General features: G+C 70.0%; 19 protein-coding genes. 11 read left to right on the forward strand and 8 right to left on the reverse strand.

The genetic code is table 11. The features are described from left to right. Positions 1–93: 93 nt before the first annotated feature. The 3 genes from ACQPWU_RS14770 (at position 94) to ACQPWU_RS14780 (ending at position 3,365) form a co-directional block, all read left to right on the forward strand. Entirely contained in the window at positions 94–1,008 is a 915-nt protein-coding gene (locus tag ACQPWU_RS14770) for a hypothetical protein (protein ID WP_433440216.1), read from the forward strand. Beyond that, the gene (locus ACQPWU_RS14775) at positions 1,005–1,274 is read left to right on the forward strand and encodes a hypothetical protein (RefSeq protein WP_433440218.1); all 270 of its coding nucleotides are present in this window, start codon (positions 1,005–1,007) and stop codon (positions 1,272–1,274) included. Before ACQPWU_RS14770 ends, ACQPWU_RS14775 begins: the two co-directional genes overlap by 4 nt. Before the next feature lie 138 nt (positions 1,275–1,412). Beyond that, the gene (locus tag ACQPWU_RS14780) at positions 1,413–3,365 is read left to right on the forward strand and encodes a GTP-binding protein (RefSeq protein ID WP_433440220.1); all 1,953 of its coding nucleotides are present in this window, start codon (positions 1,413–1,415) and stop codon (positions 3,363–3,365) included. On the opposite strand, the gene ACQPWU_RS14785 is transcribed toward ACQPWU_RS14780, so the two are convergent. After that, entirely contained in the window at positions 3,362–4,258 is an 897-nt protein-coding gene (locus ACQPWU_RS14785) for an intradiol ring-cleavage dioxygenase (RefSeq protein ID WP_433440222.1), read from the reverse strand. The genes ACQPWU_RS14780 and ACQPWU_RS14785 overlap by 4 nt on opposite strands. A 321-nt stretch (positions 4,259–4,579) precedes the next feature. Between ACQPWU_RS14785 and ACQPWU_RS14790 the strand changes: the two genes are divergently transcribed. Then, complete coding sequence (locus ACQPWU_RS14790) at positions 4,580–5,968, forward strand: glycoside hydrolase family 43 protein (protein ID WP_433440224.1); 1,389 nt, start codon at positions 4,580–4,582, stop codon at positions 5,966–5,968. After that, entirely contained in the window at positions 5,965–9,204 is a 3,240-nt protein-coding gene (locus ACQPWU_RS14795) for a discoidin domain-containing protein (protein ID WP_433440226.1), read from the forward strand. Before ACQPWU_RS14790 ends, ACQPWU_RS14795 begins: the two co-directional genes overlap by 4 nt. A 48-nt stretch (positions 9,205–9,252) precedes the next feature. On the opposite strand, the gene ACQPWU_RS14800 is transcribed toward ACQPWU_RS14795, so the two are convergent. From ACQPWU_RS14800 to ACQPWU_RS14810, 3 genes are all read right to left on the reverse strand, one after another. Then, positions 9,253–9,975 carry an SDR family oxidoreductase gene (locus ACQPWU_RS14800; RefSeq protein WP_433440228.1) on the reverse strand — a complete coding sequence of 241 codons (723 nt, stop codon included), beginning with the start codon at positions 9,973–9,975 and terminating at the stop codon, positions 9,253–9,255. Between the two features lie 5 nt (positions 9,976–9,980). Beyond that, positions 9,981–10,814, reverse strand: a complete 834-nt coding sequence (locus ACQPWU_RS14805) for an oxidoreductase (RefSeq protein WP_433440230.1) — start codon at positions 10,812–10,814, stop codon at positions 9,981–9,983. Positions 10,815–10,897: 83 nt separating this feature from the next. Further along, a complete protein-coding gene (locus ACQPWU_RS14810) occupies positions 10,898–11,716 on the reverse strand; it encodes a helix-turn-helix domain-containing protein (protein WP_433440231.1) in 819 nt (272 codons plus the stop codon). Between the two features lie 290 nt (positions 11,717–12,006). On the opposite strand from ACQPWU_RS14810, the gene ACQPWU_RS14815 reads away from it, so the two are divergent. Continuing rightward, the gene (locus ACQPWU_RS14815; RefSeq protein ID WP_433440233.1) at positions 12,007–14,928 is read left to right on the forward strand and encodes an endo-1,4-beta-xylanase; all 2,922 of its coding nucleotides are present in this window, start codon (positions 12,007–12,009) and stop codon (positions 14,926–14,928) included. A gap of 196 nt (positions 14,929–15,124) precedes the next feature. After that, positions 15,125–16,144, forward strand: a complete 1,020-nt coding sequence (locus tag ACQPWU_RS14820) for a LacI family DNA-binding transcriptional regulator (RefSeq protein WP_360706101.1) — start codon at positions 15,125–15,127, stop codon at positions 16,142–16,144. A gap of 213 nt (positions 16,145–16,357) precedes the next feature. On the opposite strand, the gene ACQPWU_RS14825 is transcribed toward ACQPWU_RS14820, so the two are convergent. Beyond that, positions 16,358–16,915 (reverse strand): hypothetical protein, encoded by a 558-nt coding sequence (locus ACQPWU_RS14825; RefSeq protein ID WP_433440235.1) that lies wholly within the window; start codon positions 16,913–16,915, stop codon positions 16,358–16,360. A 166-nt stretch (positions 16,916–17,081) separates the two neighbouring features. On the opposite strand from ACQPWU_RS14825, the gene ACQPWU_RS14830 reads away from it, so the two are divergent. Beyond that, positions 17,082–17,666, forward strand: coding sequence for a TetR/AcrR family transcriptional regulator (locus ACQPWU_RS14830; RefSeq protein ID WP_433440236.1), 585 nt, complete (start codon positions 17,082–17,084; stop codon positions 17,664–17,666). Between the two features lie 286 nt (positions 17,667–17,952). On the opposite strand, the gene ACQPWU_RS14835 is transcribed toward ACQPWU_RS14830, so the two are convergent. After that, the gene (locus tag ACQPWU_RS14835) at positions 17,953–19,203 is read right to left on the reverse strand and encodes a C39 family peptidase (RefSeq protein ID WP_433440238.1); all 1,251 of its coding nucleotides are present in this window, start codon (positions 19,201–19,203) and stop codon (positions 17,953–17,955) included. Between the two features lie 284 nt (positions 19,204–19,487). On the opposite strand from ACQPWU_RS14835, the gene ACQPWU_RS14840 reads away from it, so the two are divergent. Continuing rightward, entirely contained in the window at positions 19,488–19,694 is a 207-nt protein-coding gene (locus tag ACQPWU_RS14840) for a hypothetical protein (protein WP_433440240.1), read from the forward strand. Between the two features lie 148 nt (positions 19,695–19,842). On the opposite strand, the gene ACQPWU_RS14845 is transcribed toward ACQPWU_RS14840, so the two are convergent. Next, positions 19,843–20,550 (reverse strand): class I SAM-dependent methyltransferase, encoded by a 708-nt coding sequence (locus ACQPWU_RS14845; protein WP_433440242.1) that lies wholly within the window; start codon positions 20,548–20,550, stop codon positions 19,843–19,845. A 275-nt stretch (positions 20,551–20,825) separates the two neighbouring features. Between ACQPWU_RS14845 and ACQPWU_RS14850 the strand changes: the two genes are divergently transcribed. Continuing rightward, entirely contained in the window at positions 20,826–21,878 is a 1,053-nt protein-coding gene (locus ACQPWU_RS14850; protein WP_433440244.1) for a hypothetical protein, read from the forward strand. Positions 21,879–21,880: 2 nt separating this feature from the next. On the opposite strand, the gene ACQPWU_RS14855 is transcribed toward ACQPWU_RS14850, so the two are convergent. Then, positions 21,881–22,333 (reverse strand): Lrp/AsnC family transcriptional regulator, encoded by a 453-nt coding sequence (locus tag ACQPWU_RS14855; protein WP_360706080.1) that lies wholly within the window; start codon positions 22,331–22,333, stop codon positions 21,881–21,883. 173 nt (positions 22,334–22,506) lie between these two features. Here ACQPWU_RS14855 and ACQPWU_RS14860 point away from each other — a divergent pair, with 173 nt between their 5' ends. Next, on the forward strand, positions 22,507–25,872 hold the full coding sequence (locus ACQPWU_RS14860; RefSeq protein WP_433440247.1) for an indolepyruvate ferredoxin oxidoreductase family protein: 3,366 nt from the start codon (positions 22,507–22,509) through the stop codon (positions 25,870–25,872).

Genomic DNA, 25,872 nt, shown 5'->3' on the forward strand with positions numbered 1-25,872 from the left:
AGTGGCACAACCCATGCATGGTCCCTTTTGTAGCGCTTTGGGCGGTTTCGATATCCTGCGAGGAGGGATCCGTAAGGAAGCCGAGGCGGTCTCATGTCTGCCCGTATGTGGAAGAAACCCCGTCGGTACCGGTATCGCGGCCGGCGCGATGAGCGGGACCGCAACCGTAGGACCGGCGCTCCGGAACGGCAGGACGAGATGGCGCTGAGCGAGGAGTCGCTGAGCGGCGAGCCGGACGTCTTCCTCAACGTTCCCGTCGTCAAGGTTGAGGAGATCCACCTCGAGGTGAACGATCTCAGGGCGCGGGTGTCGCTGAGCGCCGAAGTTCTCGACCTGCTCCGGCTCAATGTCGGCGCGGACGTGGAGCTCGGACGGGTGGCGCTGGACATCAAGGGCGTCGAGGCGCAGGCGCTGCTCAAGGTGCGGCTCCACAACGTCGCGCTGATTCTCGACAGGGTGCTGAGGACCATCGACCGGAACCCGCAGATCCTCGAGCACGTTACGCGCGGCCTGGACTCGGCTCTTCGTGAGGTCGGAGGCGGCGCGGGCCGGGCCGTCGGCGACCTCGGCCGAGGAGCGGGGGAGGCCGTGGAGCACGTGGGCGTGGGCGCCGAGGGCGCGGTGCGGGACCTCGGCCGGGGCGCCGGGCAAGCCGTCGAGGACGTCGGCCATGGAGCCGGTGGCGCCGTGGAGGATCTCGGGCGTGGAGCCGGGGAGGCCGTGGAGGATCTCGGGCGTGGAGCCGGGGAGGCCGTCGACAGGGTCGGTCGCGGGGCCGGGGAGACTGTCGAGGACGTCGGCCGGGAGGCCGGCGAGACGGCCGGATCCGTCGGTGACACGGTCAGGCGCACGGCAGGCGGAACGGACGACGATCCTGATCGGGCGGCGAAGACGACGCCCAAGCGCGCCGGACGCGAAGGCAGGCCCGTCCGGCGCCGCCCCGAGGAGGAGACCGGGTCTCACGAGCGGCCCAGGCGCCGGATCCGGCGCCCGGAGAGCCCCTCATGAACGCGGACGGCGCGGCCCCCCGGGAGCCGGCGGACATCGCTCTCACCGCCACGGTGAAGGCGGACGAGCTCCGCTTCGAGGAGGCGCCGCGGACGAACGTCGAATTCACCGGCTACCCCGATCACGACTCCGGCTCCGGCAGCGACCGGACCAATCTGCCGGATCGAGTCGAGGAGGGCGTGACCTATCGGCATGTCCGCGTTGACTACGTCCTCGTGTCGACGCTCGTCATTCCCACCGACGAGCAGGGACCCGGGCGCCGGTAAATCGGTTGCCCGAGCCGAGAGCGCTCTGGTGTGCTGGCCTGGAGTCAGGACGAGCAGAGGAGCAGGAAATGCGAGCGACTGTCATGTCCCACGAGAAAGGAACACCCGTCTATTCAGAGGACATGACGTTCGTTGCGTATGCTCAATTTGGGGATATTGGCGCATGTAGACGCCGGTAAGACCAGCCTGACCGAGCGGCTGCTGTACGCCGCAGGAGCGATCGACGAGGTCGGCAGCGTCGACGACGGCAGCACCCAGACCGACTCCCTGGCCCTGGAGCGCCAGCGCGGCATCACGATCAAGTCGGCGGTCGTCTCGTTCGCCATCGGTGACACCACGGTCAACCTGATCGACACGCCCGGCCACCCCGACTTCATCGCCGAGGTGGAGCGGGTGCTGAGTGTGCTCGACGGCGCCGTGCTGGTCGTCTCGGCCGTGGAGGGCGTGCAGGCCCAGACCCGCGTGCTCATGCGCACGCTGCGCCGGCTCGGCATCCCCACGCTCGTCTTCGTGAACAAGATCGACCGGCGCGGAGCCCGCTATGACGGGATGCTGCACGAGATTTCGGAGAAGCTCTCCATTACGGCCGTCGCCATGGGGTCCACCGCCGGGCTGGGCACGGGCGCCGCCTCCTTCACGCCGTTCGACGGGGAGGCGAACCTCCTGGACGTGCTGGCCGAGCACAGTGACGCGCTGCTGGCCGCGTACGTGCACGACGTCGAGCCGATCTCGTACACCAGGCTCCGCGCCGAGTTGGTGGCGCAGACGGGGCAGGCGCTGGCGCACCCGGTGTTCTTCGGCTCTGCGATCACGGGCGCGGGCGTGGACGAGCTCATGGCCGGGATCGAGGAGTTGCTCCCCGCCGCCCAGGGCGATCCCTGCGGGCCGGTCTCGGGCACCGTCTTCAAGGTCGAGCGCGGCGACGCGGGGGAGAAGATCGCGTACGTGCGGATGTTCTCGGGCACGATACGCACGCGCGACCGCCTGCGGTTCGAGGACGGGCGCGAGGGAAAAGTCACGGCGATCAGCGTGTTCGACAAGGGCACGGCGGTGCGCGGGCCGGAGGTCGCCGCCGGCCGGATCGCGCGCCTCTGGGGCCTGGCCGACGTCCGGATCGGCGACGCGATCGGATTGCCCGGGAAGGGCGAGCCACAGGGCCATTTCGCGCCGCCGACCCTGGAGACGGTCGTGCTCCCGCGCCACCCCACCGACAGGGGCGCTCTCCACCTCGCGCTCGCCCAGCTCGCCGAGCAGGACCCGCTGATCGGCCTGCGCCAGGACGACCTACGGCAGGAGGTCTCCGTCTCCCTCTACGGCGAGGTGCAGAAGGAGGTCATCCAGGCCACGCTCATGAACGACTTCGGCCTCGTGGTCGCCTTCCGCGAGACGACCACGATCTGCGTCGAACGCCCGATCGGCAGCGGCGAGGCGTTCGAGCTGATCGGCAAGGACCCCAACCCGTTCCTCGCGACCGTCGGCCTGCGCGTCGAGCCGGGCCCGGCGGGCGACGGGGTGGATTTCCGGCTGGGGGTCGAGCTGGGCTCGCTGCCGTACTCGTTCATGAAGACGATCGAGGAGACGGTACGCGAGACGCTCCGGCAGGGCCTGCACGGCTGGCAGGTCGAGGACTGCGTGGTCACCCTGACCCACTCCGGTTACTGGGCCAGGCAGAGCCACTCGGGCGGCGTGTTCGACAAGAGCATGTCCAGCACCGCCGGCGACTTCCGCAACCTCACCCCGCTGGTCCTGATGAGCGCGCTGAAGCGGGCCGGGACCAGGGTGTTCGAGCCGCTGCATCGCTTCCGGCTCGAGCTGCCCTCCGACACGCTCGGCCCGGTGCTGCCCGTGCTGGCCGGCCTCGGCGCGGTCCCCCTGACCCGGGCGCCGGGTCTGGTGGAGGGGGAGATCCCGGCGGCCCGGGTGCACGAGCTGGAGCGGCAACTCCCTGGGCTGAGCCGCGGCGAGGGCGTGCTGGAGTGCGAGTTCCACCGTTACCAGCCCGTACGGGGCCCGGCCCCGGAGCGCCCGCGTACCGACCACAATCCGCTCAACAGGAAGGAGTATCTGCTGCACGTGGTGCGCAGGGTCTAGGCGCCGTCCTTGTCGGAGTCGGCGGAGAAGACGATGACGCCGAGGTAGCCGTCGTCCTCCTTGGTGATCTTCATGAGCATACTGTCGTCGTAAATGGTGTCCTTGTCGTTGAACGTGTCGCGTCCCGTGTGCTCGGAGTACGGCGACGCCGCCATGACCTTGCTGTTGAGCGACTCGTCGAACATCATCTGCGTGGTCAGCACGCGCTGGTTGCTGAAGTGGACCATGGCGTGGATGTGGATCGTGCGCCCCCGGTACCAGCCCGGCCAGATCGTGGTGAACTCCACGATGCCGTCGCCGTTGGTGACCTGGGCGCCGCGCAGGTAGCGCTTGTCGTCGGTGGGCGTGAGGTCCGCCATGTCGCCGCCGCCGTTGCCCGGCCCGCCGCCCGGGCCGCCGCTCGGCGGGGCGCCGGTGGGAGCGCCGCTCGGGGGATTGCCGGGCGGGTTCCCGTTGGGCGGGTTGCCGCCGCCCCCGCCCGTCGACTGAGCCTCGGCTCCCGAGTAGAGCCCGGCCGCGTCGCAGTGCCAGATCTCCACCACCGCGTTACCCAGCGGCTTGCACGTCTCGCTGTCCTGCACCTTGACGGCCACCCGCAGCCGCACGCCCTGCTTGTCCTCGCGGATGTCGCTGCGGATCTTGTCGGCGTCGAAGTAGTAGGGGCCCTGCGTCGTGGTGCTGGTCAGCTTGCAGGTGCCGGCTCCGGCGAACAGTGAGGTGAGGTCCTTGGCCGTGGTCGCCGTGGGCGTCACGCTCGCTCCTGTGGACGTGGTGACGGTCGCCGTGCCCTCGGCGCTGGAGCAGGCCGCCAGCAGGCTGCCGAGCCCGAGCGAGCTGATGCCCGCGAACAGCCTCCGGCGGCTGACCCGCTGGCCTTCGTGATCGTGTCCCACTGCGTTTCCTTCTGGGGGTGTCCGATGTGTCGGAGCCTCACGGTAAGTGGCGGGTCCTTGGCGTGCCCTTTGTGCTGGATGAACGTTTCATGAGTTCACCGAAAGCCTTTTCGGCGATATGAAACTGTGACTGGGCTGCTCCTTGGCTGATCAGCGAAGGCTGCACCAGACATCCGCAGTTCATGGCATGTGTGTGCGGCTGTGACGGCCGATTGACAGCCTCGCCCGGCCGTTCTACGTTCCCGAAAACCTTTTAGGTTGACCGCTTCGATCCCTGTTAGCGCTAACACGAGCAATCGCTGGATTGTAAGGGGCGAACTCATGAGACGACGCTGGGCAGCGGCCCTCACCGCGGCACTCGTGCTCATCCTCGGCAACGCGACGCCCGCGAACGCGGGCGCGCCGATCACCACCGCGATCTACACGGCCGACCCGGCCGCGCTGGTCGCGGGCGACACCTTGTACCTCTACACCGGCCACGACGAGGCCCCGGCGGGCGGCACGAACTTCGTCATGCGCGACTGGCACGTCTTCACCTCCACCGACGCCACCAACTTCACCGACCAGGGAGCCAAGCTCTCGATCTCGAACTTCTCCTGGGCGGGCGCCGACGCCTGGGCGGGCGAGGTCGAGCGCGGCGCCGACGGCAAGTACTACTGGTACGTCCCGGTCAACGGCAACGGCGCCGGCTGGATGGACATCGGCGTGGCCGTCGGCGACACCCCGCTCGGCCCGTTCCACGACGCCAAGGGCGGCCCGCTGATCAGCGACAACACCCCCAACTCCTCGCCGCTCAACATCGACCCGACCGTCTTCACCGACGACGACGGCCAGGTCTACATGTACTGGGGCTCCTACTACGGCCTGCGCGCGGCCAAGCTCAACTCCAACATGACCTCGCTCAACGGCTCGGTGGTCACCCCGAGCGGCGTGACGAACTTCTGGGAGGCGCCCTGGATGTTCAAGCGCAACGGCGTCTACTACCTCGCCTACTCGGCCAACGACTCGGCCTGCTCGGCGCCGGGCTACGCCTGCATCCGCTACGCCACCGCGAGCAACCCGCTGGGCCCGTGGACGCACCGGGGCGTCGTGCTCGACCAGGTCAGCTCGACCACCAACCATCCGGCGATCATCGAGTACAAGGGCCAGTGGTACATGGTCTACCACAACGCCGGCGCCCCGGGCGGAGGTAACTTCCGCCGCTCGGTGACCATCGACAAGCTCTACTTCAACGCCGACGGCACCATGCAGAAGGTCGTCCAGACCGGCGGACCGACCACTCCGGGCAACCTGGCGGCCGGCGCCACCCCGTACACCTCCTACGTGTCGTCGTGGGAGACCCTCGCGGCGATCAACGACGGTTACACCCCGGCGAACTCGGCCGACCACAGCCACGGCGCCTACGGCAACTGGGACCACCAGGGCACCGAGTGGATCGAGTACCGCTGGCCCAGCGCCCAGAACATCTCCAAGATCGAAACCTACTGGTTCGACGACGACCTGGGCATCGACCTGCCGGCCTCCTGCCAGGTGCAGTACTGGAACGGCAGCGCGTACGTCAACGTGCCCGGCCAGTCGTCCTGCGGCGTGGCGGGCAACACCTTCAACACCACGACGTTCACCTCGGTCAACACGACCCGGCTGCGGCTGAACATCACCTCCAAGTCTGGCTACTCGACCGGCGTGCTCGAATGGAGGGCCTTCTCATGAGGCGTGTCCTACTCGCCCTGCTGCTCGTGGCGGGCTTACTCATCGCCGGGTTGCCTGCGCAGGCGGACCAGACCATCGGCTATCCGACGTTCAACGGGCCGTCCATCCCCGCTCCGCCGGGGTCGTACACGCCCGGCAACACGATGCAGGCGATCTACAACGCCGAGAGCTCCGGCACCGATTTCTGGATGGACCGGCTGCTGGCCCGCTCGGGCGACGACCCGGCCGGCACGTGGCTCATGTCGCGCGGGCGGGCGCTGTTCATGAAGACCCACACGCCCGGCACGCTCGGCTTCGCCGGTCAGGTGGCGTACTGGGAGAGCATCAGCAACAACAACGCCTTCACCGTCGCCATCACCCCTGGCACCTTCACCGAGCAGGTGAGCTCGCGCTGGCAGGCGCCCAGCTACTGGAAGAGCCGGCACACCAGCGGCTCCATCACGGTCAACCAGACGAAGTTCATCACCGAGAACAACGTGGCCGTGGCCAACCTGGCCATCACCAACGGCGGCTCCGCCTCGACGACGCTGCAGCTGCGGGCCACCTCGCCGTACGCCACCACCGGCAGCGGCAGCGAGCTGACCGGCCAGGTGAACGCCTACAACAACCTCACCACGATCTACCCCAGACTCACCGGTGACGGGTTCACGGTCTCCGGCGGCGGGCTCAACAGGTCCGTCACGATCGCGGCGGGGGCGACGGTCACCGTCAAGGTCGTCATGGGCTTCGTCACGAACGAGATCCCCGCCTCCCGCACCGACTACGACGCCTACGCGGGCTACACGCCCGACACGGCGTTCGCCACGCACGTGCGCGCCTACAACAAGTGGTGGGCCGACAACATCCCCTACATCGACGTGCCCGAGCCGGCGATCAAGAAGAACATCTACTACCGCTGGTGGCTGATGCGCTTCAACAACCTCGACGCCGACATCCCCGGGCAGACGTTCCAGTTCCCGACCTCCGTCGAGGGCGCGCTGGGCTACAACAACGCCATCGTGCTGACCCAGCCCATGCACATCGACGACCTCAAGTACCTGCGTAACCCGATCTACTCGTACGGCGACTGGCTGAGCGTCGGCCAGGTCTCCAAGAACGGCCGCTTCCTGGACAACCCGGGCGACCCGGAGAACTGGTCGAACAGCTACACGCAGTACATCGGCGAGGCGGCCTGGAAGAGCTACCAGATCCACGGCGGCCAGCCCGCCATCGCCGCGAACCTGGCCCGCTACGCCGAGCAGGACGTCAAGGGCCAGCTCTCCTACTACGACCACGACAACAACAAGCTCATCGAGTACGACTGGGGCGCCCTGACGGGCAACGACGCAGACGCCGTCTCCTTCCACTGGAAGAGCGGCAACATGGACCGCGCCGAGGCCGCCTACCAGTACAGCGGGGCGCTGGCCGCGGCGCAGGCGTACGAGGCGATCGGCAACACGGCCAAGGCGACCGAGATGCGCACGCTGGCCACGCAGATCCAGAACGCCATCGTCAACGTGCTGTGGAACCCGAACAGGCAGCTGTTCGAGCACCGGCTGAAGTCCACGAACGAGTGGGTGCCGTGGAAGGAGATCAACAACTACTACCCGTTCTCGGTCGGCGCGATCCCGAACACGGACACGTACAAGCAGGCCCTGCGCCTGTTCAACGATCCGGCGCAGTATCCGATCTTCCCCTTCTACACCGCCAACCAGGCCGACAAGGCGGCCTCGGGCACCGGCAGCAACAACTTCTCCACGATCAACTCCACCGTGCAGTTCCGCCTGCTCTCCTCGGTGCTGCGGAACTACCCCAACCAGTGGATCGACTCGACCTGGTACAAGAAGCTGCTCTACTGGAACGCCTGGGCGCAGTACATCAACGGCAACACCCAGTATCCGGACGCCAACGAGTTCTGGGCCGACTGGAACGGCTCCTCCATCACCTACCGCTCGTGGATCCACCACAACATCCTGGGCAGCAGCAACTGGACCGTGATCGAGGACGTCGCCGGGCTGCGGCCGCGCAACGACGCCAAGGTGGAGCTCTCGCCGATCAACATCGGCTGGCCCAACTTCACCGTCAACAACCTGCGCTACCGCAACGCCGACCTGACCATCGTCTGGGACGACCCGGCCGACGGCGTCGTGCGCTACCCGGGCGTGCCCGAGGGCTACTCGATCTACATCAACGGCAGCCGGGCGGCCACGGTGTCGTCGCTCGTGCCGTTCACGTGGGACCCGGCCACGGGTAACGTCACCACCAGCGGGACCGTCACCTACCACGTGGCCGTGCCCGGTCTCCAGTCGCCCACGCAGGTCGTCCAGTCCAGCACCCGCATGGTCGACATGCTGGCCAAGGCGGGCGTCGACCTGACCGCCGACCTCACCAACCTCGCCGCGGGCGCCACCGTCACGGCCTCCACCACCGCCTCGGGCAGCTCCACCGCGGGCGCCGTGGACGGGTTCCCGATCAACGAGCCGTTCTGGGGCGGCACGACCGCTGGGCAGGACTGGTACGAGCTGAACCTCGGCTCCGCCAAGACGCTCAACGAGGTGCGGCTCTACTTCAAGGACAGCCGTCCGGCCAGCGCCACCTACCGGGCGCCGGCGTCGTACGACATCCAGTACTACAACGGCAGTGCCTGGGTGAGCGTGCCCAGCCAGGCCAAGACGCCGTCGGCGCCGCGGGCCAACTACAACGTGGTGCAGTTCCCCGCGATCAGTGCGCAGCGCGTGCGGGTGCTGGCCACGGCCGCCTCCGGGGCCAGGACGGGGCTCACCGAGGTCAAGGTCTTCAACCGGGGCGGGGTGCAGCAGCCCAATCCCACCAACCTGGCGTCGTCGGCCACGCCGTCGGCGTCGTACACCTCGTCGTGGGAGAGCGTGGCCGCGGTCAACGACGGGATCGACCCGCCGTCGTCCAACGACACCGTCAACCCGCGCTGGGGCTGCTGGCCGGAGACCGGGCAGCAGTGGGTGGACCTGACCTGGTCCTCGGCGCAGAACCTGAAGCGCGCCGAGGTGTACTTCTTCGACGACGACGAGGGGATCGACATGCCCGCGTCGTGGAAGCTGCAGTACTGGAACGGCAGCGCGTACGTGGACGTGCCGGGCGCGTCGGCGTACACGCTGACCAAGAACGCCTACAACAGCGTCACCTTCACCGCCACGAGCACCACCCGCCTGCGGGTGCTGCTCACGGGTAACGGCAGCAACTCCGTAGGCCTCCTGGAGGTCAAGGCCTACGACAGCTGACGCCGCGGCAGAGGGCGTGCTTCCTATGGCACGCCCTCTGCCTGCCGCTCAGCGCTGCCTGGCCGGGCGGATGATCAGCTCGTTGACGTCCACCTCCGGCGGCTGGTTGATCGCGTACGAGATGGCGTCGGCGATGGCGTCCGGCGGGATGGCCGCCGCGCGGTACACGCGCATCGCCTCCTGCGCGCCCGGCTCGGTGATGGTGTCGGCGAGCTCCGACTCCACGACGCCCGGGGAGACGGTGGTGACCCGGATGCTGGGGTCGAGCTCCTGGCGCAGGCCCTCGGTGATCGCCCAGGCGGCGTACTTCGTGGCGCAGTAGACCGCGCCCGTCGGCACCACCTGGTGGGCGCCGATCGAGGCGATCGTGACGAAGTGACCGCCGCCCTGCCGCTGGAAGTGGGGGAGCGCCGCGGCGATGCCGTACAGCAGGCCGCGGACGTTCACGTCGATCATCCGCTCCCACTCCTCGACCAGCAGTGAGTCCAGCCGCGACAGGGGCATCACGCCCGCGTTGCTGACCAGGACGTCGACCCGGCCGTGCTGCTTGGCGGCCATGTCGACGAAGTTCACGACGTCCTCACGAGAGGTCACGTCGAGGCCGTGCACGTCCACACTGCCGCCGTCCTCGCGGATGGCCTCGGCGACGGCGGTCAGCCGGTCCTCGCGGCGGGCGCCGATGACCAGGTGGTGTCCCTCGCGGGCGAGGCGCAGCGCGGTGGCCTGTCCGATGCCGCTGCTGGCGCCGGTGACCAGAACGATCTTCGTCATGGGGGTCAGTTCCTCTGGTAGTCGGTGCTGAGCGTGACGTCGCGCCACGCCTCGAACCCGGTCCTGAGCGCGTCGAGGCGGGCACAGGCGATGTCGTATGCGGCCTGGCCGAGCAGCAGGCGCAGCGGCGGCTCGCCGGCCTGGACCGCGGCGATGATCGCCTCCGCCGCCCGCTCCGGGTCTCCCAGCTGGTGCCCGTAGGTGGCCAGGGTGGAGGTGCGGCGCACGCCCGCGGTCTCCGCGTAGTCGTCGATGCGGACCGGGGACTCGCGCATGGAAGGGCCGGACCAGTTCGTACGGAACGCCGCCGGCTCGACGATCGTGACCTTGATGCCCAGCGGCGCGACCTCGGCCGCCAGCGATTCGGAGATGCCCTCCACGGCGAACTTGGTGGCGTGGTAGTACCCGGTCGCCCCGAACGCCGCCAGGCCGCCGAGCGAGGAGACGTTCACGACGTGACCGCTCCCGCGGGCGCGCATGCCCGGCAGGACGGCCTTGGTGACGTCGATCAGGCCGAACACGTTGGTGTCGAACAAAGCGCGGACCTCGTCGTCCTGGCCTTCCTCGACGGCCGCCAGGTAGCCGTAACCGGCGTTGTTGACCAGCACGTCGATGCGGCCGAAGGCGGAGTCCGCCTGCTTGACCGCCTCCGCGATCTGGGCCTTGTCGGTGACGTCGAGCGGCAGGGCCACGGCCTGGTCGCCGTACTCGGCGACGAGGTCGGCCACCTGACGGGGGTCGCGGGCGGTGACCGCCGCGCGCCAGCCGCGTTCCAGCACGGCGGTGGCCAGCGCGCGGCCCAGGCCGGTGGAGCAGCCGGTGATGAACCAAACGGACATGAATTGTATATCTCCAGGTAGATGGGCATGGCGAAATAGCGCCCCGGCCGGCATTCGGCCAGGGGCGATCAGCGGACAGCTGTTCAGACGGCGGTCAGGGAACCCAGCAGGGACAGCGCCTCTTCCGACGGGCTGCCCGGGTCGGCCTGGTAGACGACGAGTTGCTGGCCGGGTGCGCTGTTGATGGTCAGCGACTCGTAGTGCAGGGTCAGCTCGCCCACCAGGGGATGACGGAAGCGCTTGGTCTCGTGGGTCTTCTGGCGGATGTCGTGGCGGGCCCAGAGCCTGCGGAAGTGCTCGCTCTTGACCGACAGCTCGCCGACCACCTCGATCAGCAGCGCGTCGTCCTGGTCGGCGCCCGCCGCCGCCCGGAGCCCGGCGACGGTGTTGACCGCCACCCGGTTCCAGTCGGGGTAGAACTCCCGCGCGTCCGGATCGAGGAACACCAGCCGGACCAGGTCCCCGCTGTAGGTGTGGCCGTCGAACAGGGCCCTGCCGAGCGCGTTGGAGGCCAGCACGGTCAGACAGCGGCCCAGGACCACGGCCGGGGTGTGCGGCCAGCGCTCCATCATGCGCAGCAGGTTGAGGCTGACCTTCTCCCGCCTGGTGGACGGCCGCCTCCGCCGGACCGGGCGGGCCAGTTGGTGGAGGTGCGCGGCCGCGTCCTCCTCCAAGGCCAGGGCCTGAGCGAGCGCGTCGACCACCTGGGCGGAGGGGTGGCGTTCGCGTCCCTGCTCCAGCCGTACGTAGTAGTCGGTGCTCACGCCCGCGAGCTGCGCGACCTCTTCCCTGCGCAGCCCCGCCACGCGGCGCCGGACGCCGACCGCGACGCCGACGTCCTCCGGCTGGAGCAGTTCGCGGCGGGCGCGCAGGAACTGGCCGAGCGGGTTCTCCCTGTCCATGTCTTCGAGGCTAGGCGAAGAGGGCGGGCAGCAGGGCGGCTCAAGGTGGCCGCGCTACTCCCCCCTTCGGAGGTCAGTGAAGGTGCCCCGCTCCGGCTCCCGCCGGGACGAGGTGTGACGATCGGTTGCATGAAATGCTGACATATCCCTTTTCACTTCCTCGATGATCTGCGGTGAAATAGCAACAATCGATTGCAGAAACAAGAGCGATCTTGACCGTCGAAGCGCGCCGCGTCTACAGTCCGCCTGATATTTATCGGCGTTTCCCTGAAACTTTCATCGGGAGCATCGTGCGCATCCTTCGAGCCCTGGTGGCCGCCGCCCTGTTATGCCTCGTGCCCGCGGTCTCCGCGCACGCCGCGGCGGACTTCACGTACGACTTCGAGGACGGCACCACCCAGGGGTGGGGTCCGCGCGGCGGCGGCGTCTCCGTCGCGGTGACGGCGGACGCGGCCCACGGCGGGACGAGCAGCCTCCTGACCACCGGCAGGACCGCCACGTGGCACGGCGCGTCGATCGACGCGCCGTTCGTCAGGGGCGCCGGCTACACCGTGACCGCGTACGCCCGGCTGGTGAGCGGCCAGCCGTCGAGCACGATCGCGCTGACCGTGCAGCGGACCCCCGCCGGAGGCGACACCACGTACGAGCGGGTCGCGGCGGCCACCGTGACCGACGGCGGATGGGTGCGGCTCTCGGGCAACTACCTCTTCACCGCCGAGTCCACCGGCCTGCAGCTCTACGCCGAGAGCTCCGACCCCACCGGCCAGTTCTACCTGGACGACATCGTCATCACCCCGCTCGGCGATCCCACGCGCGAGCCGATCAGCAGCGACTTCGAGGACGGCACCGCGCAGGACTGGGCGTCCAGGGCCGCCGCCGTCCTCGAGTCCAGTACGGCGGCCGCCCACGCGGGCAGCCGCGCGCTGGCGGTGAGCGGCCGGTCGGCCTCCTGGGACGGCCCCGCGCTGAACGTGCTCGGCCGGATGGCCAAGGGCGAGAAGTACGCCCTGTCGGTGTGGGTGCGGCTCGGGCCGGACACCGCGGCGGGCAAGCTCGGGCTGTCGATCGAGCGCAGGAGCGGCGGCACCCCGAGCTACGAGCGCGTCGTCTCGCCGAAGGACGTGCCGGCCGGGGAGTGGGTGCGGTTGTCCGGCACGTACACGCTCGCGTACGACGTCGACTTCCTCAGCCTGTACATCGAGTCCGACGGCGGCACGTTCCCCTTCTACCTGGACGACTTCTCCATGACGTACGTCCAGCCCAAGCCGATCCAGACCGACATCCCCGCGCTCAAGGACGAGGTGCCGTTCGTCATGGGGTCGGCGTTCACCAGGCCCGACACGCTCGGCGTGCACGGGGAGCTGCTGGCCAGGCACTTCAACGGCGTCACGCCCGGCAACGAGCTCAAGTGGGACGCCACCGAGCCGAGGGAGGGCGAGTTCGACTTCGCCGACGGCGACTACCTCGTGGACTTCGCCACCCGGCACGGCATGATGATCCGCGGCCACACGCTCGCCTGGCACAGCCAGACCCCCGACTGGGTCTTCCAGGACGCCGACAAGGAGCTGCTGCTCAAGCGCCTGGAGACGCACGTGCGCACGCTCGTGACCAGGTACAAGGGCAAGATCAAGGTCTGGGACGTGGTCAACGAGGTCGTGGACGAGAACCAGCCCGACGGCCTGCGCCGCTCCAAGTGGTACGAGATCGCCGGCCTCGACTTCATCCGCACGGCCTTCCGCGTCGCGCACGAGGCCGACCCGGACGCCAGGCTCTTCATCAACGACTACAACACCGAGTTCCCCCGCAAGCGGGAGGCCCTGTACGCGCTGGTCAAGCGGCTCAAGGAGGAGGGCGTGCCGATCGACGGCGTGGGCCACCAGCTCCACCTGAACATCGAGCAGCCGCCCGCCTCCTCCGTCGAGGCCACGATCGAGCGCTTCGCCACGCTCGGCGTGGACCAGCAGGTCACCGAACTAGATGTCAGCATTTATACGGACTTCTCCTCCTCGTACGACACGATCCCGCCCGAGCTGCTCGTCCAGCAGGGGCACCGCTACAAGGAGTTGTTCGACGTCTTCCGGCGGCAGGCCGCGAAGCTCAGCTCGGTGACGGTGTGGGGCGAGTCGGACGACGTGAGCTGGCTGCGGTCGTGGCCGATCCCGCGGCTGAACGCGCCGCTGCCGTTCGACGACGACCTGCAGGCCAAGCCGGCTTACTGGGGGATCGTGGACCCGTCCCGGCTGGCGCCACTGGTACGGAGGCTGGAGGCGCCGGCCGGGACGCCCAAGGTGGACGGCAAGCGGGACCTCGAGTGGGACCTGCTGCCCGACTCGCCGATCGCGCGCGTGGGCGACGTGTCCGCCGGGTTCCAGGCGCGCTCGTCCGCAAAGGGGCTCTACCTGCTCGCCGAGGTCACCGATCCGACCGTCGGCAAGGATGACCGGGTGACGTTCACCGTGGACGGCACGCCGTACGTCGTCCGGCGGAGCGGGGGTCCGAAGGCGGCGGTGCGGCGGACCGCGACCGGGTACCGCGTCGAGGCACTGGTCGGTATGGGCACGGACGTGAACGTGACCGTGCACGACTCCTCCGGCGAGACCGTCTGGAACGGGAAGGTGACACCGGTACCCGCGGTCAAGCTCACCTCGGCCGCCCACCGCGCGCCCGTGCTCGACGGCGTCGTGGACCGGGCCTGGTCGGCCGCGCCGGAGATCCGCACCGGGACCTGGATCCAGGGCACGTCCGGCGCGACCGCCAAGGTACGGTCGCTGTGGAGCGGGTCCACGCTGTACGTCCTCGCCCAGGTCGCCGACCCGGCACTGAGTGAGGAGTCCCCGAACGCGTGGGAGCAGGACTCCGTCGAGATCTTCGTGGACCCGGGCAACGGCAAGACGAAGGGCTACGAGGACGACGACGGTCAGTACCGCGTCAGTTTCTCGGGCCGGGTCACGGTCGGCGGGACGTTCGACGCGGCGGGCGTCAAGGACCACGTTAAGGCGGTGACCAAGGTGGTGCCCGGCGGATACGTCGTGGAGGCGGCCGTCGAGCTGCCCACGATCACGCTCGCGCCGGGCACGCTGCTGGGCTTCGACGTACAGGTGAACGACGCGACGGGCGCGGCCCGCACGAGCGCGGTCACCTGGAACGACAGCACGGGCCGCGCCTACCTGGACACCAGCCACTGGGGCGTTCTCCGATTGGCCCAGGGGTAGGTGAGAGCCAGGGCCACCCCCCCATTGCCCTGCTGGATGGTGGGCCTGCTGACACCCGCCCCGAGCCCACCCCTTGCCCGGTTACCGGGTGGGTGTCGGCCGCCTTACCAGCGCTTCAGTGTGCTTTCGCTGTGTCGAGCTACCCGAGGCGTTCCTCACCTCCGCTCTTTGGCCCGACTACCATGTGACCGTGAACATGAGCCCCCGACATGTCCGAAAAGGGGCCGTCCCGAGTATCCGAGACGTCGCCGCCGCGGCCGGCGTCTCGCACCAGACCGTCTCGCGCGTGCTGAACGACTCACCCCGGGTGCGGCCCGACACCCGTGCCGCGGTGCTGGCCGCGATCGAGCGGCTGGGGTTCCGCCCCAACCGGGCCGCCCGGACGCTCGGCCTCGGCCGGGCCAGCGGCGTCACCGTCGTGACCTCCAACACCATGCTGTACGGCTACGCCGCCACGCTCCAGGGCATCGAGGAGGCGGCCAGGACCGAGGGCGTGGCCCTGGGGATCAGGGTCGTGGAGTCCGCCGAGGTCCGGCAGACGGTCGACTACGTGAGCGATCCGAGCGCGGGCGGGCTGGTGGTGATCGCGTTCGACCCGCTGGGCACGGCGGTCGCGGAGGCGCTGCCGCCGCACATCCCCGCCATCGTGGCCACCGAGCCGGTCGCGCCGGACCTGGGACGGGTGGCGATCGCGCTCGACGAGCGCCGGGCCGCCGCCGACGCCACCCAGCACCTGCTCGACCTGGGGCATCGGACCGTCCACCACGTGGCCATCCCGTCCGAGGGCCGCGCCGGGGGACGGCACGCGGGCTGGCGCGACGCGCTGCGCCGCGCGGGCGCGGAGATCCCCTCCGTGCTGGCGTGCGGGTGGGACCTCGAGTCGGCGTACGCGGCGGGGGAGCGGCTGGCCCGGTCGCCGGACGTGACGGCGATCCTGTGCGGGAACGACGACATCGCGCAGGGGGTGCGGCGGGCGCTCTATGACGCGGGCAAGGACGTTCCCGGGGATGTCAGCATCGTCGGCTTCGACGACATCCCGGGCTCGGCCTTCTGGACCCCGGCACTGACCACGGTACGGATGGACTTCGTGGGGTTGGGGCGGGCGTGCTTCCACGCGGCGCTGGCCGAACTGGGCGGCCACCCGCAACCGGGCATCTCCCTGGTCCCGCCGCGCCTCATCGTCCGCGAGTCCACCGCGCCCCCACGCCCGGCCTGACCCAGCCCTTCCACGAGAACGCCATTGCGCGAGGTAGCGCCTGATCACGACGCGTTGGACCTGGTGGGGTTGCCGGCGTCGTTTGGATGGCCACCGGTGGTTGCGGCCGGCGTGGAGCAGGCAAAGATCCTCGGGGTCAGGCGCGCCCAGGCAGCCGCGTGGGCGCTTTGCAGGCACCACTCGCGTATCCCGCGTCCGTGGCCTTCTGACGGATCACGGTCGCCGCTTGTGATCGTTTGTCCTTGCCGCGGCGGCGCGGAGCAGCCCGGGTACCAGCTGACGGTGGAGCGCGGACAACGGAGTCCACACCGTCTGGCCCAGGGGCTGGTCATAGCGCAGGAAGGTGCTCAGCGACACCCGCCCGTCGGTCGCCTGTACGACGAGGTTGGCGGTCAGGAACCAGGAAGCGGCCTCGAGCCGGATCCAGTCGTGGCCACGTGCGGCGATCTGCCATCCGGCCACGGTGTCCGGCGATCGCCCTCGGCTGAGCCGCAGCCCGAGGAGACCGCGCCAGATGAGCTGTTCGGCGGCACTGGGGACGTCGCCGAACATCGCCCGTGCCCAGAGTTCCGGTGTTGCGTCCGCGTCAGTGGAGAGGGTGAAGTGGTCGACGTAGTCGATGCGGGACAACGAGCTGAGAGCGCGAACGGACTCGGGGATGTTGTGCACACCCACGGCACGGTCCACGGTGGCCGCGCTGCTGCCCTCCGGACGTAGGAGGCCGCCGGCGATCTCGTGGATCCGCCAGAGGTGGCCGCTCGAGGGTTTCATGGCAGCGACCGCCTCTGGCAAGGCTTTCGTTCGGTGTGCTCGGGCCGCGGAGGGTGGAAGGTGACAAGAACGCCGTTCATCTCGCTGTCTCCGTTCGTGTATACGCCGCCGTATAGACTGAGAGTAGGCCTTATATACGGTGGCGTATATAGGGTGGAGAGGTGAGGTGGGACACATTGTGGGCGTGATCCGCACGCAGCGTGAGAGGTGGATCGAAGAGGGGCTACAGGCGCTGGCCGCCGGTGGCCCGGACGCCGTCCGCGTCGAGGCGCTGGCCAAGAAGCTCGGCGTCACGAAAGGCGGGTTCTACGGATACTTCGCCGACCGCGACGCGCTGCTGAAGGCGATGCTGGACGCCTGGGAGCGGGAGAGCGTCGATGAGGTGATCGACCACATCGAGCGCGAGGGCGGCGACCCGAGGAGCAAAATTCAGCGCGCAGGCGTGCTCACCTTCTCCAGCGACCGCCTGCTGCCCATCGACCTCGCCATCCGAGACTGGGCCAGGCGCGACGAGGCGGTCGCCGAGCACTTGAGACGAGTGGACAACAGGCGCATGGCGCTGCTGCGTGAGATGATTGGCACCTTCTGCTCCGACCCCGACGAGGTCGAGGCCCGCAGCATGCTCGCCTTCTGCCTGGCGATCGGCAGGCACTTCCTCGCCGCCGACCACGCCGACCGCACCCGGGCCCAGATCCTCGCCCGCGCCGCCGACCTGCTGTTCGACCGCCCTCACAACGACCGCAGCCACTGACCGCCCTGGCACCGACGGGTCTGCGTCGTCCTCTGTGTCCGCGAGGCAGCCCGCCGGTGCCACACCACGTTCAGCCTCACCGCCACGGACGTCGCCGCCGGGAACGAGCGCGGGCTCCTCCACGCGGTCGCCGTCCTCGGCGACACGCAGAACCCCGTGGAAGAGGCCCGCGCCCAGGCCGGCCCCGGGAGGACCTGGCCGCGCGTAACCAGCGCACCTTCGCGAGAGCGTGGTCGCGGCGTAGCCGGGCCGCTCGTGCGAGGTGGCACCTGGGGGTGTGGCCGGGCTACCAGTTGGCGGGCAGGCCAGGCGTCGTGGCGGGCAGCGCGTGCCCGGCAGGGTGGATGATGTACGCGATCCCGCCACTGCTGGAGCTGCGCAGCCAGACGTTCTCGAAGTCGGCCCGTGGATACACGTGCCGCACGGCGTCGTTGCCGGACGACGCGGGGTCGTTGGCGATCACGTCGCCCGAGGCGGTGAAGCCGACGATCGCCATGAGGTGCCCGTTGGTGCCGTACCCGGCGCCCGGCAGTTCGCCCTTCTTGAACGACTGCGACGTGACGACCGGGATGCCCGCCTTGATCAGCAGCTCGAGCTCCGTCAGCGACCGCAGCCGCGTGACGAACCCGTCCATCCCGTACCGCCCCGCATAAGCCGTGTTGAACGGCCAGTTGCCCGTCCCCTGGTAAGCGTGGTCGTAGGTGTACCGGGCGGCATAGTCGACCTCGGGGTTCGGGTCGGAGGGATCGACCCAGGAGGTGTCCTCGGCGCTCGGCCACTTGCCCCAGTAGCCGAGGATCATGGTGGTCGAGGTCGGGCTGCACCATGCCTCGCCGCCGCCGTCCCACTCGGGGTAGTGGCCCTGGTGAACGTTCTGGGAGCGGCGCGGTACGGCCAGCTCGGTCCCCCACGCGCCGCCGCCCGGGCTGACCGGTACGGTCTTGCGTTCCAGCACGTTGGAGGCCATGACGCCGGAGGTGCGCACGCGGGGCGTCACCGAGGAGCCGGGCACGCGGTAGAGGGTGAGGCGCAACTGGTAGGCGCTGATGGGCTTGCCCGCCGCCGCGACCAGCGTGTCCACCGCGACGCCGGCGTCCGCGTCCCCCTGCCCCGATACGGAGGTGCGGCGGATGTCGCCTTCCGCGTACGCCCAGCGGCCCAGCGAGTACCACTTGGTCAGTCCTGCGGCGTTCCTGGCCCGGGCCTCGACCTGCATCCAGCTGCCCGAGGGCACGTCGGCGGTCCAGGAGGCGATCAGCTCGGTGGCCGCGAAGCCGATGGCCCGCTCGGGGCCGGTCCAGCGGGCGTACTCCCAGCTCTTGGTGCCGAGCGCGTCGGTGTAGGAGACGGTACCGGCGGCTTGGCCGAACGTCAGGCCGTCGCCGGCCGCCGTGCCCTCGTACGTGCCGGAGGTGAAGTCGGCCCGCTGGAAGACGACGTCAGGTGTGACGGCGGCGGGCTTCGTCTCCGCACCCGCGGGGGCGGAGACGGTCGTGACCAGCAGGAGGCTGGACAGGAAGACGGTCAGCGCACGCATGAACCCACCTTCTCGGAAGGCAATTGTCGCGGCTGACATTAGGCACAACCGGCATGCAAAGCATCCGGAAATCTACGTATCGACCTAACTTGCGCTATTTTCATGGATCCTGAAATATTTCGGAGCTGGTCTCCGCACGTTGAAGCGGGTAATGGCATACAACTCTCGACAGGCAGCCCGAAATATTTCTGACCGGTATTGACACATTTCGGGAACCTCCTCAGACTGGCCTTCCAAGGTGAGTTCCCCGTACGGCTGTCCGCCCCCAGGGTTCCGGAGGAAACATGAGTCTCGAGCCCGCGCTCGTCGCAGGCGTACTCGGCGTGACCTTGGTGATGTCCATGGCGACCGCGGCCGGCGCCGCCGCCGCGGAGAAGGGCCGCTACTTCGGCACCGCCGTGGCCGCCAACTGCAACGGGAACACGTTCGGTTTCACTGTCCAGCACAACGGCAACTACAACCGGCCCGCGGCCTCCTGCCGGGTGGGCTGACCCCGTACGTGTGTGGTGTGGCGTGCTCCGGGTGCCGCCACACCACACACCTCCCCTGGGGCTCAGCTCGTAAAGGCGCCCATCCCTATCCGCGCGAACCTGGAGATGTCAGGCGCCACCGACGACTGCGGCCGTGCTCGGCGTGGCATCAGTGCTTGACCCATTTCATGACGAGGAACACAGGGAACTTCGCGGCGTCCGGCCGGTCGGCCGCCCACGCGGGGGCCGGTTCGGGCTCGTACAGTTCGTCCAGCCACAGGCCGTGGCGGCGGAACGTGTTGACGTACGTCGAGAGCGTGCGGTGGTTGGCGCCGACCTGGCGGCGTAGGGAGGAGAGCTCGCCGTCGGCGCGCCACCAGCCTTCCGCGTGGTAGCGCGCGTCGCCTGGCCAGGAGCCGGAGACACCCCGGCCACCGGGGAAGCACGGGTGCAGGATCGAGCAGGCGAAGACGCCTCCCGGCCGGAGAGCGCCGGCGGCGGTCGCGATGGCGCCTTCGAGGTCGTCGATGTCGGAGAGGCCGAAGCTGCAGACCACTGCGTCGAACGCGGGAAGGTCCGTCTCCAGGGCCTGGGTCACGTCGGCGTGGAGGTAGCGGATGCCCAGCGGGGTGTCGTGTTCGGCGGCCCTCGCCTTGGCGATCAGCGCCTCCGAGATGTCGGCGCCGACGACGGTGGCGCCGCGGCGGGCCAGCTCGCGGCTGATGCGGCCGTGGCCGCAGGCGATGTCCAGCACTTGCAGCTCCGCGACCGGTCGCAGCAGGTCGAGCAGGCGGACGGAGGCGGGGTCGTCGATGACGTCGGTCCAGCCTTCCGCGTAGAAGTCGGCGATGTCGTCGTAACGGGCAACCCCTGGCATGATCGCGACAATACGCGCCCGGGATCCGGAGACGGCCGGTGTTCGTCGAGCGCGGAACCCCGCCGCACGCGAGCGTGGAACGCGCGGCACCTCACCACGGAACGCGTCGCACCCCACCGCGGAGCGCCGCCGCATCCGACGGCGCGCCGCGTCCCAGGTAAAGGCTTCGTCTTGGTGGTGCATGGTTCCGGTTGGGGCGTCCCCATGGGTTCCGCGGGTGGGAGCAGGATCGTCCCTGCTCAGGCAGGGCGGCAGGTTGGGATGGAGGGGACGAGATGATCATTCGGGGGATCGCGGGGGTCATCGCGCTCGCCGCGTTGGGCGGGGGAACCTCTCCGGCCGCGGTCGGCGCGCAACTGCGGATCAGCGGGACCGTCACCCCGCAGCCGATGGTCATCGGCGCGGAGTCCGTCTACATGGTGACCGTCGAGAACGCCGGACGCAGCGACGCCAAAAACGTGACGATCATCAACAACCTCGATCCGAACACGACTCCCGGTCTCCTGTCCGACGACTGCGCCCTCGTCAACCGAGGCGCCACCGTCGTCTGCGGCGGAGCCGGGCTGGCGATCCCGCCGGGGTCGAGCGTGACCTATGAGATCCCGGTCACGATCGACCCGGCACTTCCCGACGGCACGCGCGTCACCAACAGGGTGGAGGTCTCGGCCACGGGAACGGACGACCGTTCGACGCGGATGATCAACCCGGCACGGGCGCGGGTCAAGGGCGGTCCGCCCGCCGCCCCGGACACCGGCGGCTCCGACGAGTGCGCCACCGTTCAGAACGGTGGCAACGACCGTCCCTGCGCGTCCGCCGGCCCCGGGCCGGCCCAGCCGCCGAACCCCGGCCCGGCCACGCCTCCCGCCACCGATCCGGCGACGACGGCCCCGACGAAGCCGGCACCGTCCACCGGCTCCCCGGCAGGCGCCGGCGCCGGGCCGGGGGCCGGGCAGCCGCCCGCCCCCGGTGAGAGCCAGGCTCCCGTGCTCCATGTCATTCCCGGCGGGGGCATCATCAAGGGCGGTCCCACCGGAGGGCCGCACCGCGGCCGTCACGGCGCGGGGCACGGACCGTACGAGCAGTCCGGTGCCGAGGCGGGCCCGGGCCAGCGCCGCCCCCGGCCGACGTCCGGGGAAGCGGAGACAAGGGGCGACGACGGCGCCGTTCTTCCGCTGACCGGGGTGTGGGTGTGGCTGGTCGGCCTGGGCGTCCCCATGCTCGCCGCCATCGGCCTGCTCGTCTGGCACTTCTCCCGCCCCGACCGCCCCGGCGGAACCGATCGCCCTGGCCGCCCTGGCCGACCCGACCTGCCCGGCAAGGCGTCCTGAGCTCAGCGCGGGGCCAGCGCGTCCCGGGTCCACGAGCCGAGCACCAGGAGCGTCTTGGTCCCGGTCACATTGCCGGCCCGGCGCAACCGGTCGATGACCTGCTGCAGATGCCCGAGATCCCGTACCCGCACATGGATCAGGGCGTCGGGATCGCCCGCGATGGTGAACACCGCCTGCACCTCGGGCACGTCGCCGGCGGTGCGGATGATCTCGCTCACCGGAGTCGTGCCCGGATACCGTAGCTCCGTGAACGCCTCGATGCCCCACCCCAGCTTGGAGTAGTCGATCTGCACGGTGAACCCGGTGATCACCCCGAGCTCCCTGAGCCGGTCGACCCGTCGTTTCACCGCCGCCACCGACAGCCCTACCAGCTGCGCCATCTCCGAGAACGTCCTGCGTCCGTCCTCACGCAGCAGCCGCAGCACCCGGTGGTCGACGTCGTCTACGTCAGCCATGCGAGAACCCCTTCATCAGGCGCAAAGAACATCAGCCATCAAGGCTCAAGCCCTCACATAGTTTGCGTCTTCGGCACACTTTCTCATCTAATACTTGCGCATGTCATGTCCACATTGCTGTGCTGGGAATCAGCGGGCAATCCCCGCGCGAGTTACGAAGCCAGGAGGTTCGCGTGAGCGTGAGCGAGACTCCCGTGTCGCTCGACGACAAGTACACGGCGGCCGACGGCCGGGTGCTGATCTCCGGCATCCAGGCCCTGATCCGCCTGACGCTGGAGCAGCGCCGCCTGGACGAGGAGCGCGGGCTGGACACGCGGGTGTTCGTCTCCGGCTACCAGGGCTCGCCGCTGGCGGGCGTGGACCTGGAGATGGCGCGGGCGGCGCGGCTCCTGGAGCCGGCGGGCGTGGTGTTCCAGCCGGGCCTGAACGAGGAGCTGGCCGCCACGTCGGTGGCCGGCACCCAGCTGCTCGACCAGGTGCCGGGCAGGCGGCACGACGGCGTGACGGGCTTCTGGTACGGCAAGAACCCCGGTCTCGACCGGGCCGCCGACGCCATCAGGCACGCGAACGTGTCCGGCACGGCGCCCCTGGGCGGCGCGGTGGCCTGGATCGGCGACGACCCCGGCTGCAAGTCGTCCACGCTGCCCAGCTCGTGCGAGCCTATGTGCCAGAGCCTGTCCATGCCGCTGCTCGCGCCCGGCTCGGTGGCCGAGATCATCGAGTTCGGGCTGCACGCGGTGGCCCTGTCGCGCGCCACCGGGCTCTGGGCCGGGCTGAAGATCGTCGCGGACATCGCCGACGCGTCCGCCACCGTCGACCTCGGCCCGCTGCGGGCCGGCATCCCGGTGCCCGACAAGCGCGAGCGCGGCCCCGCTCCCATCCTGCTCGGCCCGGCCGCGCTGGACGCCGAGCACGACATGCTCACCCGCCGCCTCGACCTGGCCCGCGAGTACGCCCGTACGCACGGCCTGAACCGGGTGATGTCCGGAGAAGGCAATACCAAGCTCGGCATCCTGGCCTCCGGCACCACGTACGCGGTGGTGCTACGGGCGCTGGCGGACCTCGGCCTCGACGAGGCGGCGATGAACGAGCACGGGCTACGGCTGATCAGGCTCGCGATGCCGTTCCCGCTCGCCTACGACGACCTGGCCGCCATGACGTCAGACCTGGACAAGGTGCTGGTGGTCGAGGACAAGGTGCCGTTCCTGGAGGGGCAGCTCAAGCAGGCCCTGTACGGGAGCGAGCACGCACCGGCCGTCGTGGGCCGGGAGCTGCTCACCGCCCGCGGCACCCTGGGCGCCGAGGACGTGGCCAAGGCCGTCGCCACCTGCTTGGGCAAGGACCTCGCCCCCCGGCCCAGTGAGAAGGCCCGTAAGAAGGGCCGCGTGATGCTGCCCCTGGTGGCCGCGCGCACCCCCTACTTCTGCTCCGGCTGCCCCCACAACACCTCCACCCGCACCGCCGAGGGCACGCTGGTCGGCGTCGGCATCGGCTGCCACGCCATGATCGCCCTGGACGGCCACGGCCGCGGCACCCAGGTGGGCATCACCCAGATGGGCGGCGAGGGCGCGCAGTGGATCGGGCTGGCGCCGTTCACCGGTGACCGGCACTTCGTGCAGAACCTCGGCGACGGCACCTTCCACCACTCCGGCTCCCTGGCGATCAGGGCCGCCGTCGCCGCCGGGGTGCGGATGACGTACAAGCTGCTCTACAACGACGCCGTGGCCATGACCGGCGGGCAGCGCGCCGAGGGCAGGCTCGACGTGCCCGCGCTGACGCATGAGCTGGCCCTCGAGGGCGTGCGGCGCATCGTGGTCACCACGCCGGAGCCCGAGACGTACCGGGGCGTTCGGCTGGCGGGGATCGCGTCCGTGCGCCACCGCGACGACCTGCCCGCGGTGGAGAGGGAGCTGGCCGAGCTCGACGGCGTGACCGTGCTGATCCACGACGACCGCTGCGCGGCCGAGGAGCGGCGGCTGCGCAAGCGCGGCAAGCTGCCCGTGCCCACGCAGAAGGTCGTGATCAACGAGCGGGTCTGCGAGGGCTGCGGCGACTGCGGTGAGGTGTCGACGTGCCTGTCCGTGCAGCCGGTCGAGACCGAGTACGGCCGCAAGACGCGCATCCACCAGGCCTCGTGCAACACCGACCTGAGCTGTCTCAAGGGCGACTGCCCGTCGTTCCTGCTGGTCGAGCCGGGCACCAAGCCGCGAAGGGAGACGCCGCCACCCGCCGGGGCGCCCGAGCCCGCGAGCAGGCCGAGCGAGGCCCTGATCAGGATGCCCGGCATCGGCGGCACCGGCGTCGTCACCGTCTCGCAGATCCTGCAGATGGCGGCCCACCTCGACGGGCTCTACGCGGCCGGGCTCGAGCAGACCGGGCTGGCGCAGAAGGGCGGCCCCGTGGTCAGCGACGTGCGGATCTCGGCGCGCCCCGTGGACGGCTCCCTGCGTGCCTCGCAGGGGAGCGCCGACGTGCTCATCGGGTTCGACCTGCTGGGAGCGGCGGCCGAGGCGAACCTCGCCGTCGCCGCGCCGGAACGCACCGTCGCCATCCTGAACACCTCCGTCGTGCCGACCGCCGCCATGGTGACCGGCCGGGTGGCTGTGCCCGGCCACGCAGACGCGGTCGCGCGCGTCGCCTCCGCGGCCAAGCGCGTCGAGTGCCTGGACGCCCAGGGGCTGTCGGAGTCGCTGTTCGGCGACCACATGCCGGCGAACCTGATCCTCCTCGGCGCCGCCTACCAGCACGGCTGCCTGCCGGTCTCCGCCGAGTCCATCGAGCGGGCCATCACGCTCAACGGGGCCGCCGTCGAGCAGAACCTCGCCGCCTTCCGCTGGGGCCGCGCCGCCGTGGCCGGCCCTTCCGCGGAGGAGCCGGTCGTCTCCTCCGCGGAAGGACTGGACGAGGTGGTGGCCACGCGGGTCGCCGACCTGACCGGCTACCAGAACGCGGCCTACGCCCGTACGTACGAGGAGGACGTGCGCCGGGTGGCGGCCGCCGCGGTCGAGCGCGCCGGCGAGGAGGCGGGGACGGCGATCGGGCTCGCGTACGCCCGCGCCCTGCACAAGCTCATGGCCTACAAGGACGAGTACGAGGTCGCCCGCCTGCACCTCGACCCGGCGGAGAAGGGGCGAAGGGAGCGCGAGTTCGGCGCGGACGCGGTCGTGTCGGTGCTGCTGCACCCGCCGCTGCTGCGCGCCATGGGCCTCAAGCGCAAGATCAAGGTACGCCGCTCCGCCGGAGTCCTGTTCCGCGGGCTGCGGGCCGCCAAGGTGCTGCGCGGCACGGCGTTCGACGTCTTCGGCTACGCACAAGTGCGGCGCGTCGAGCGCGAGCTGGTCAGCGAATACCGTGACCTCATCCGTACCGCCCTGACCCGGCTGACCCCCTCGACCGCCGAGGCCGTCGCGGAGATCGCGGGCCTGCCCGCGCTGATCCGGGGGTACGAGGACATCAAGCTCGCCCGGGTGGCCGAGTTCCGTGAGCGCGCCGGGGCGGCGCTCGCGCGACTCGACGAGCCCGCCCCGCACCACGCCTGA

The sequence above is a fragment of the Nonomuraea sp. CA-141351 genome (assembly GCF_050944675.1).
Classification (GTDB): domain Bacteria; phylum Actinomycetota; class Actinomycetes; order Streptosporangiales; family Streptosporangiaceae; genus Nonomuraea.

Coding starts and splice junctions, on each gene's coding strand:
- ACQPWU_RS14770 (WP_433440216.1), top strand. CDS start 94: ATGTCTGCCCGTATGTGGAAGAAACCCCGTCGGTACCGGTATCGCGGC.
- ACQPWU_RS14775 (WP_433440218.1), top strand. CDS start 1,005: ATGAACGCGGACGGCGCGGCCCCCCGGGAGCCGGCGGACATCGCTCTC.
- ACQPWU_RS14780 (WP_433440220.1), top strand. CDS start 1,413: ATGCTCAATTTGGGGATATTGGCGCATGTAGACGCCGGTAAGACCAGC.
- ACQPWU_RS14790 (WP_433440224.1), top strand. CDS start 4,580: ATGAGACGACGCTGGGCAGCGGCCCTCACCGCGGCACTCGTGCTCATC.
- ACQPWU_RS14795 (WP_433440226.1), top strand. CDS start 5,965: ATGAGGCGTGTCCTACTCGCCCTGCTGCTCGTGGCGGGCTTACTCATC.
- ACQPWU_RS14800 (WP_433440228.1), bottom strand. CDS start 9,975: ATGACGAAGATCGTTCTGGTCACCGGCGCCAGCAGCGGCATCGGACAG.
- ACQPWU_RS14805 (WP_433440230.1), bottom strand. CDS start 10,814: ATGTCCGTTTGGTTCATCACCGGCTGCTCCACCGGCCTGGGCCGCGCG.
- ACQPWU_RS14810 (WP_433440231.1), bottom strand. CDS start 11,716: ATGGACAGGGAGAACCCGCTCGGCCAGTTCCTGCGCGCCCGCCGCGAA.
- ACQPWU_RS14820 (WP_360706101.1), top strand. CDS start 15,125: ATGAGCCCCCGACATGTCCGAAAAGGGGCCGTCCCGAGTATCCGAGAC.
- ACQPWU_RS14825 (WP_433440235.1), bottom strand. CDS start 16,915: ATGAAACCCTCGAGCGGCCACCTCTGGCGGATCCACGAGATCGCCGGC.
- ACQPWU_RS14835 (WP_433440238.1), bottom strand. CDS start 19,203: ATGCGTGCGCTGACCGTCTTCCTGTCCAGCCTCCTGCTGGTCACGACC.
- ACQPWU_RS14840 (WP_433440240.1), top strand. CDS start 19,488: ATGAGTCTCGAGCCCGCGCTCGTCGCAGGCGTACTCGGCGTGACCTTG.
- ACQPWU_RS14845 (WP_433440242.1), bottom strand. CDS start 20,550: ATGCCAGGGGTTGCCCGTTACGACGACATCGCCGACTTCTACGCGGAA.
- ACQPWU_RS14850 (WP_433440244.1), top strand. CDS start 20,826: ATGATCATTCGGGGGATCGCGGGGGTCATCGCGCTCGCCGCGTTGGGC.
- ACQPWU_RS14855 (WP_360706080.1), bottom strand. CDS start 22,333: ATGGCTGACGTAGACGACGTCGACCACCGGGTGCTGCGGCTGCTGCGT.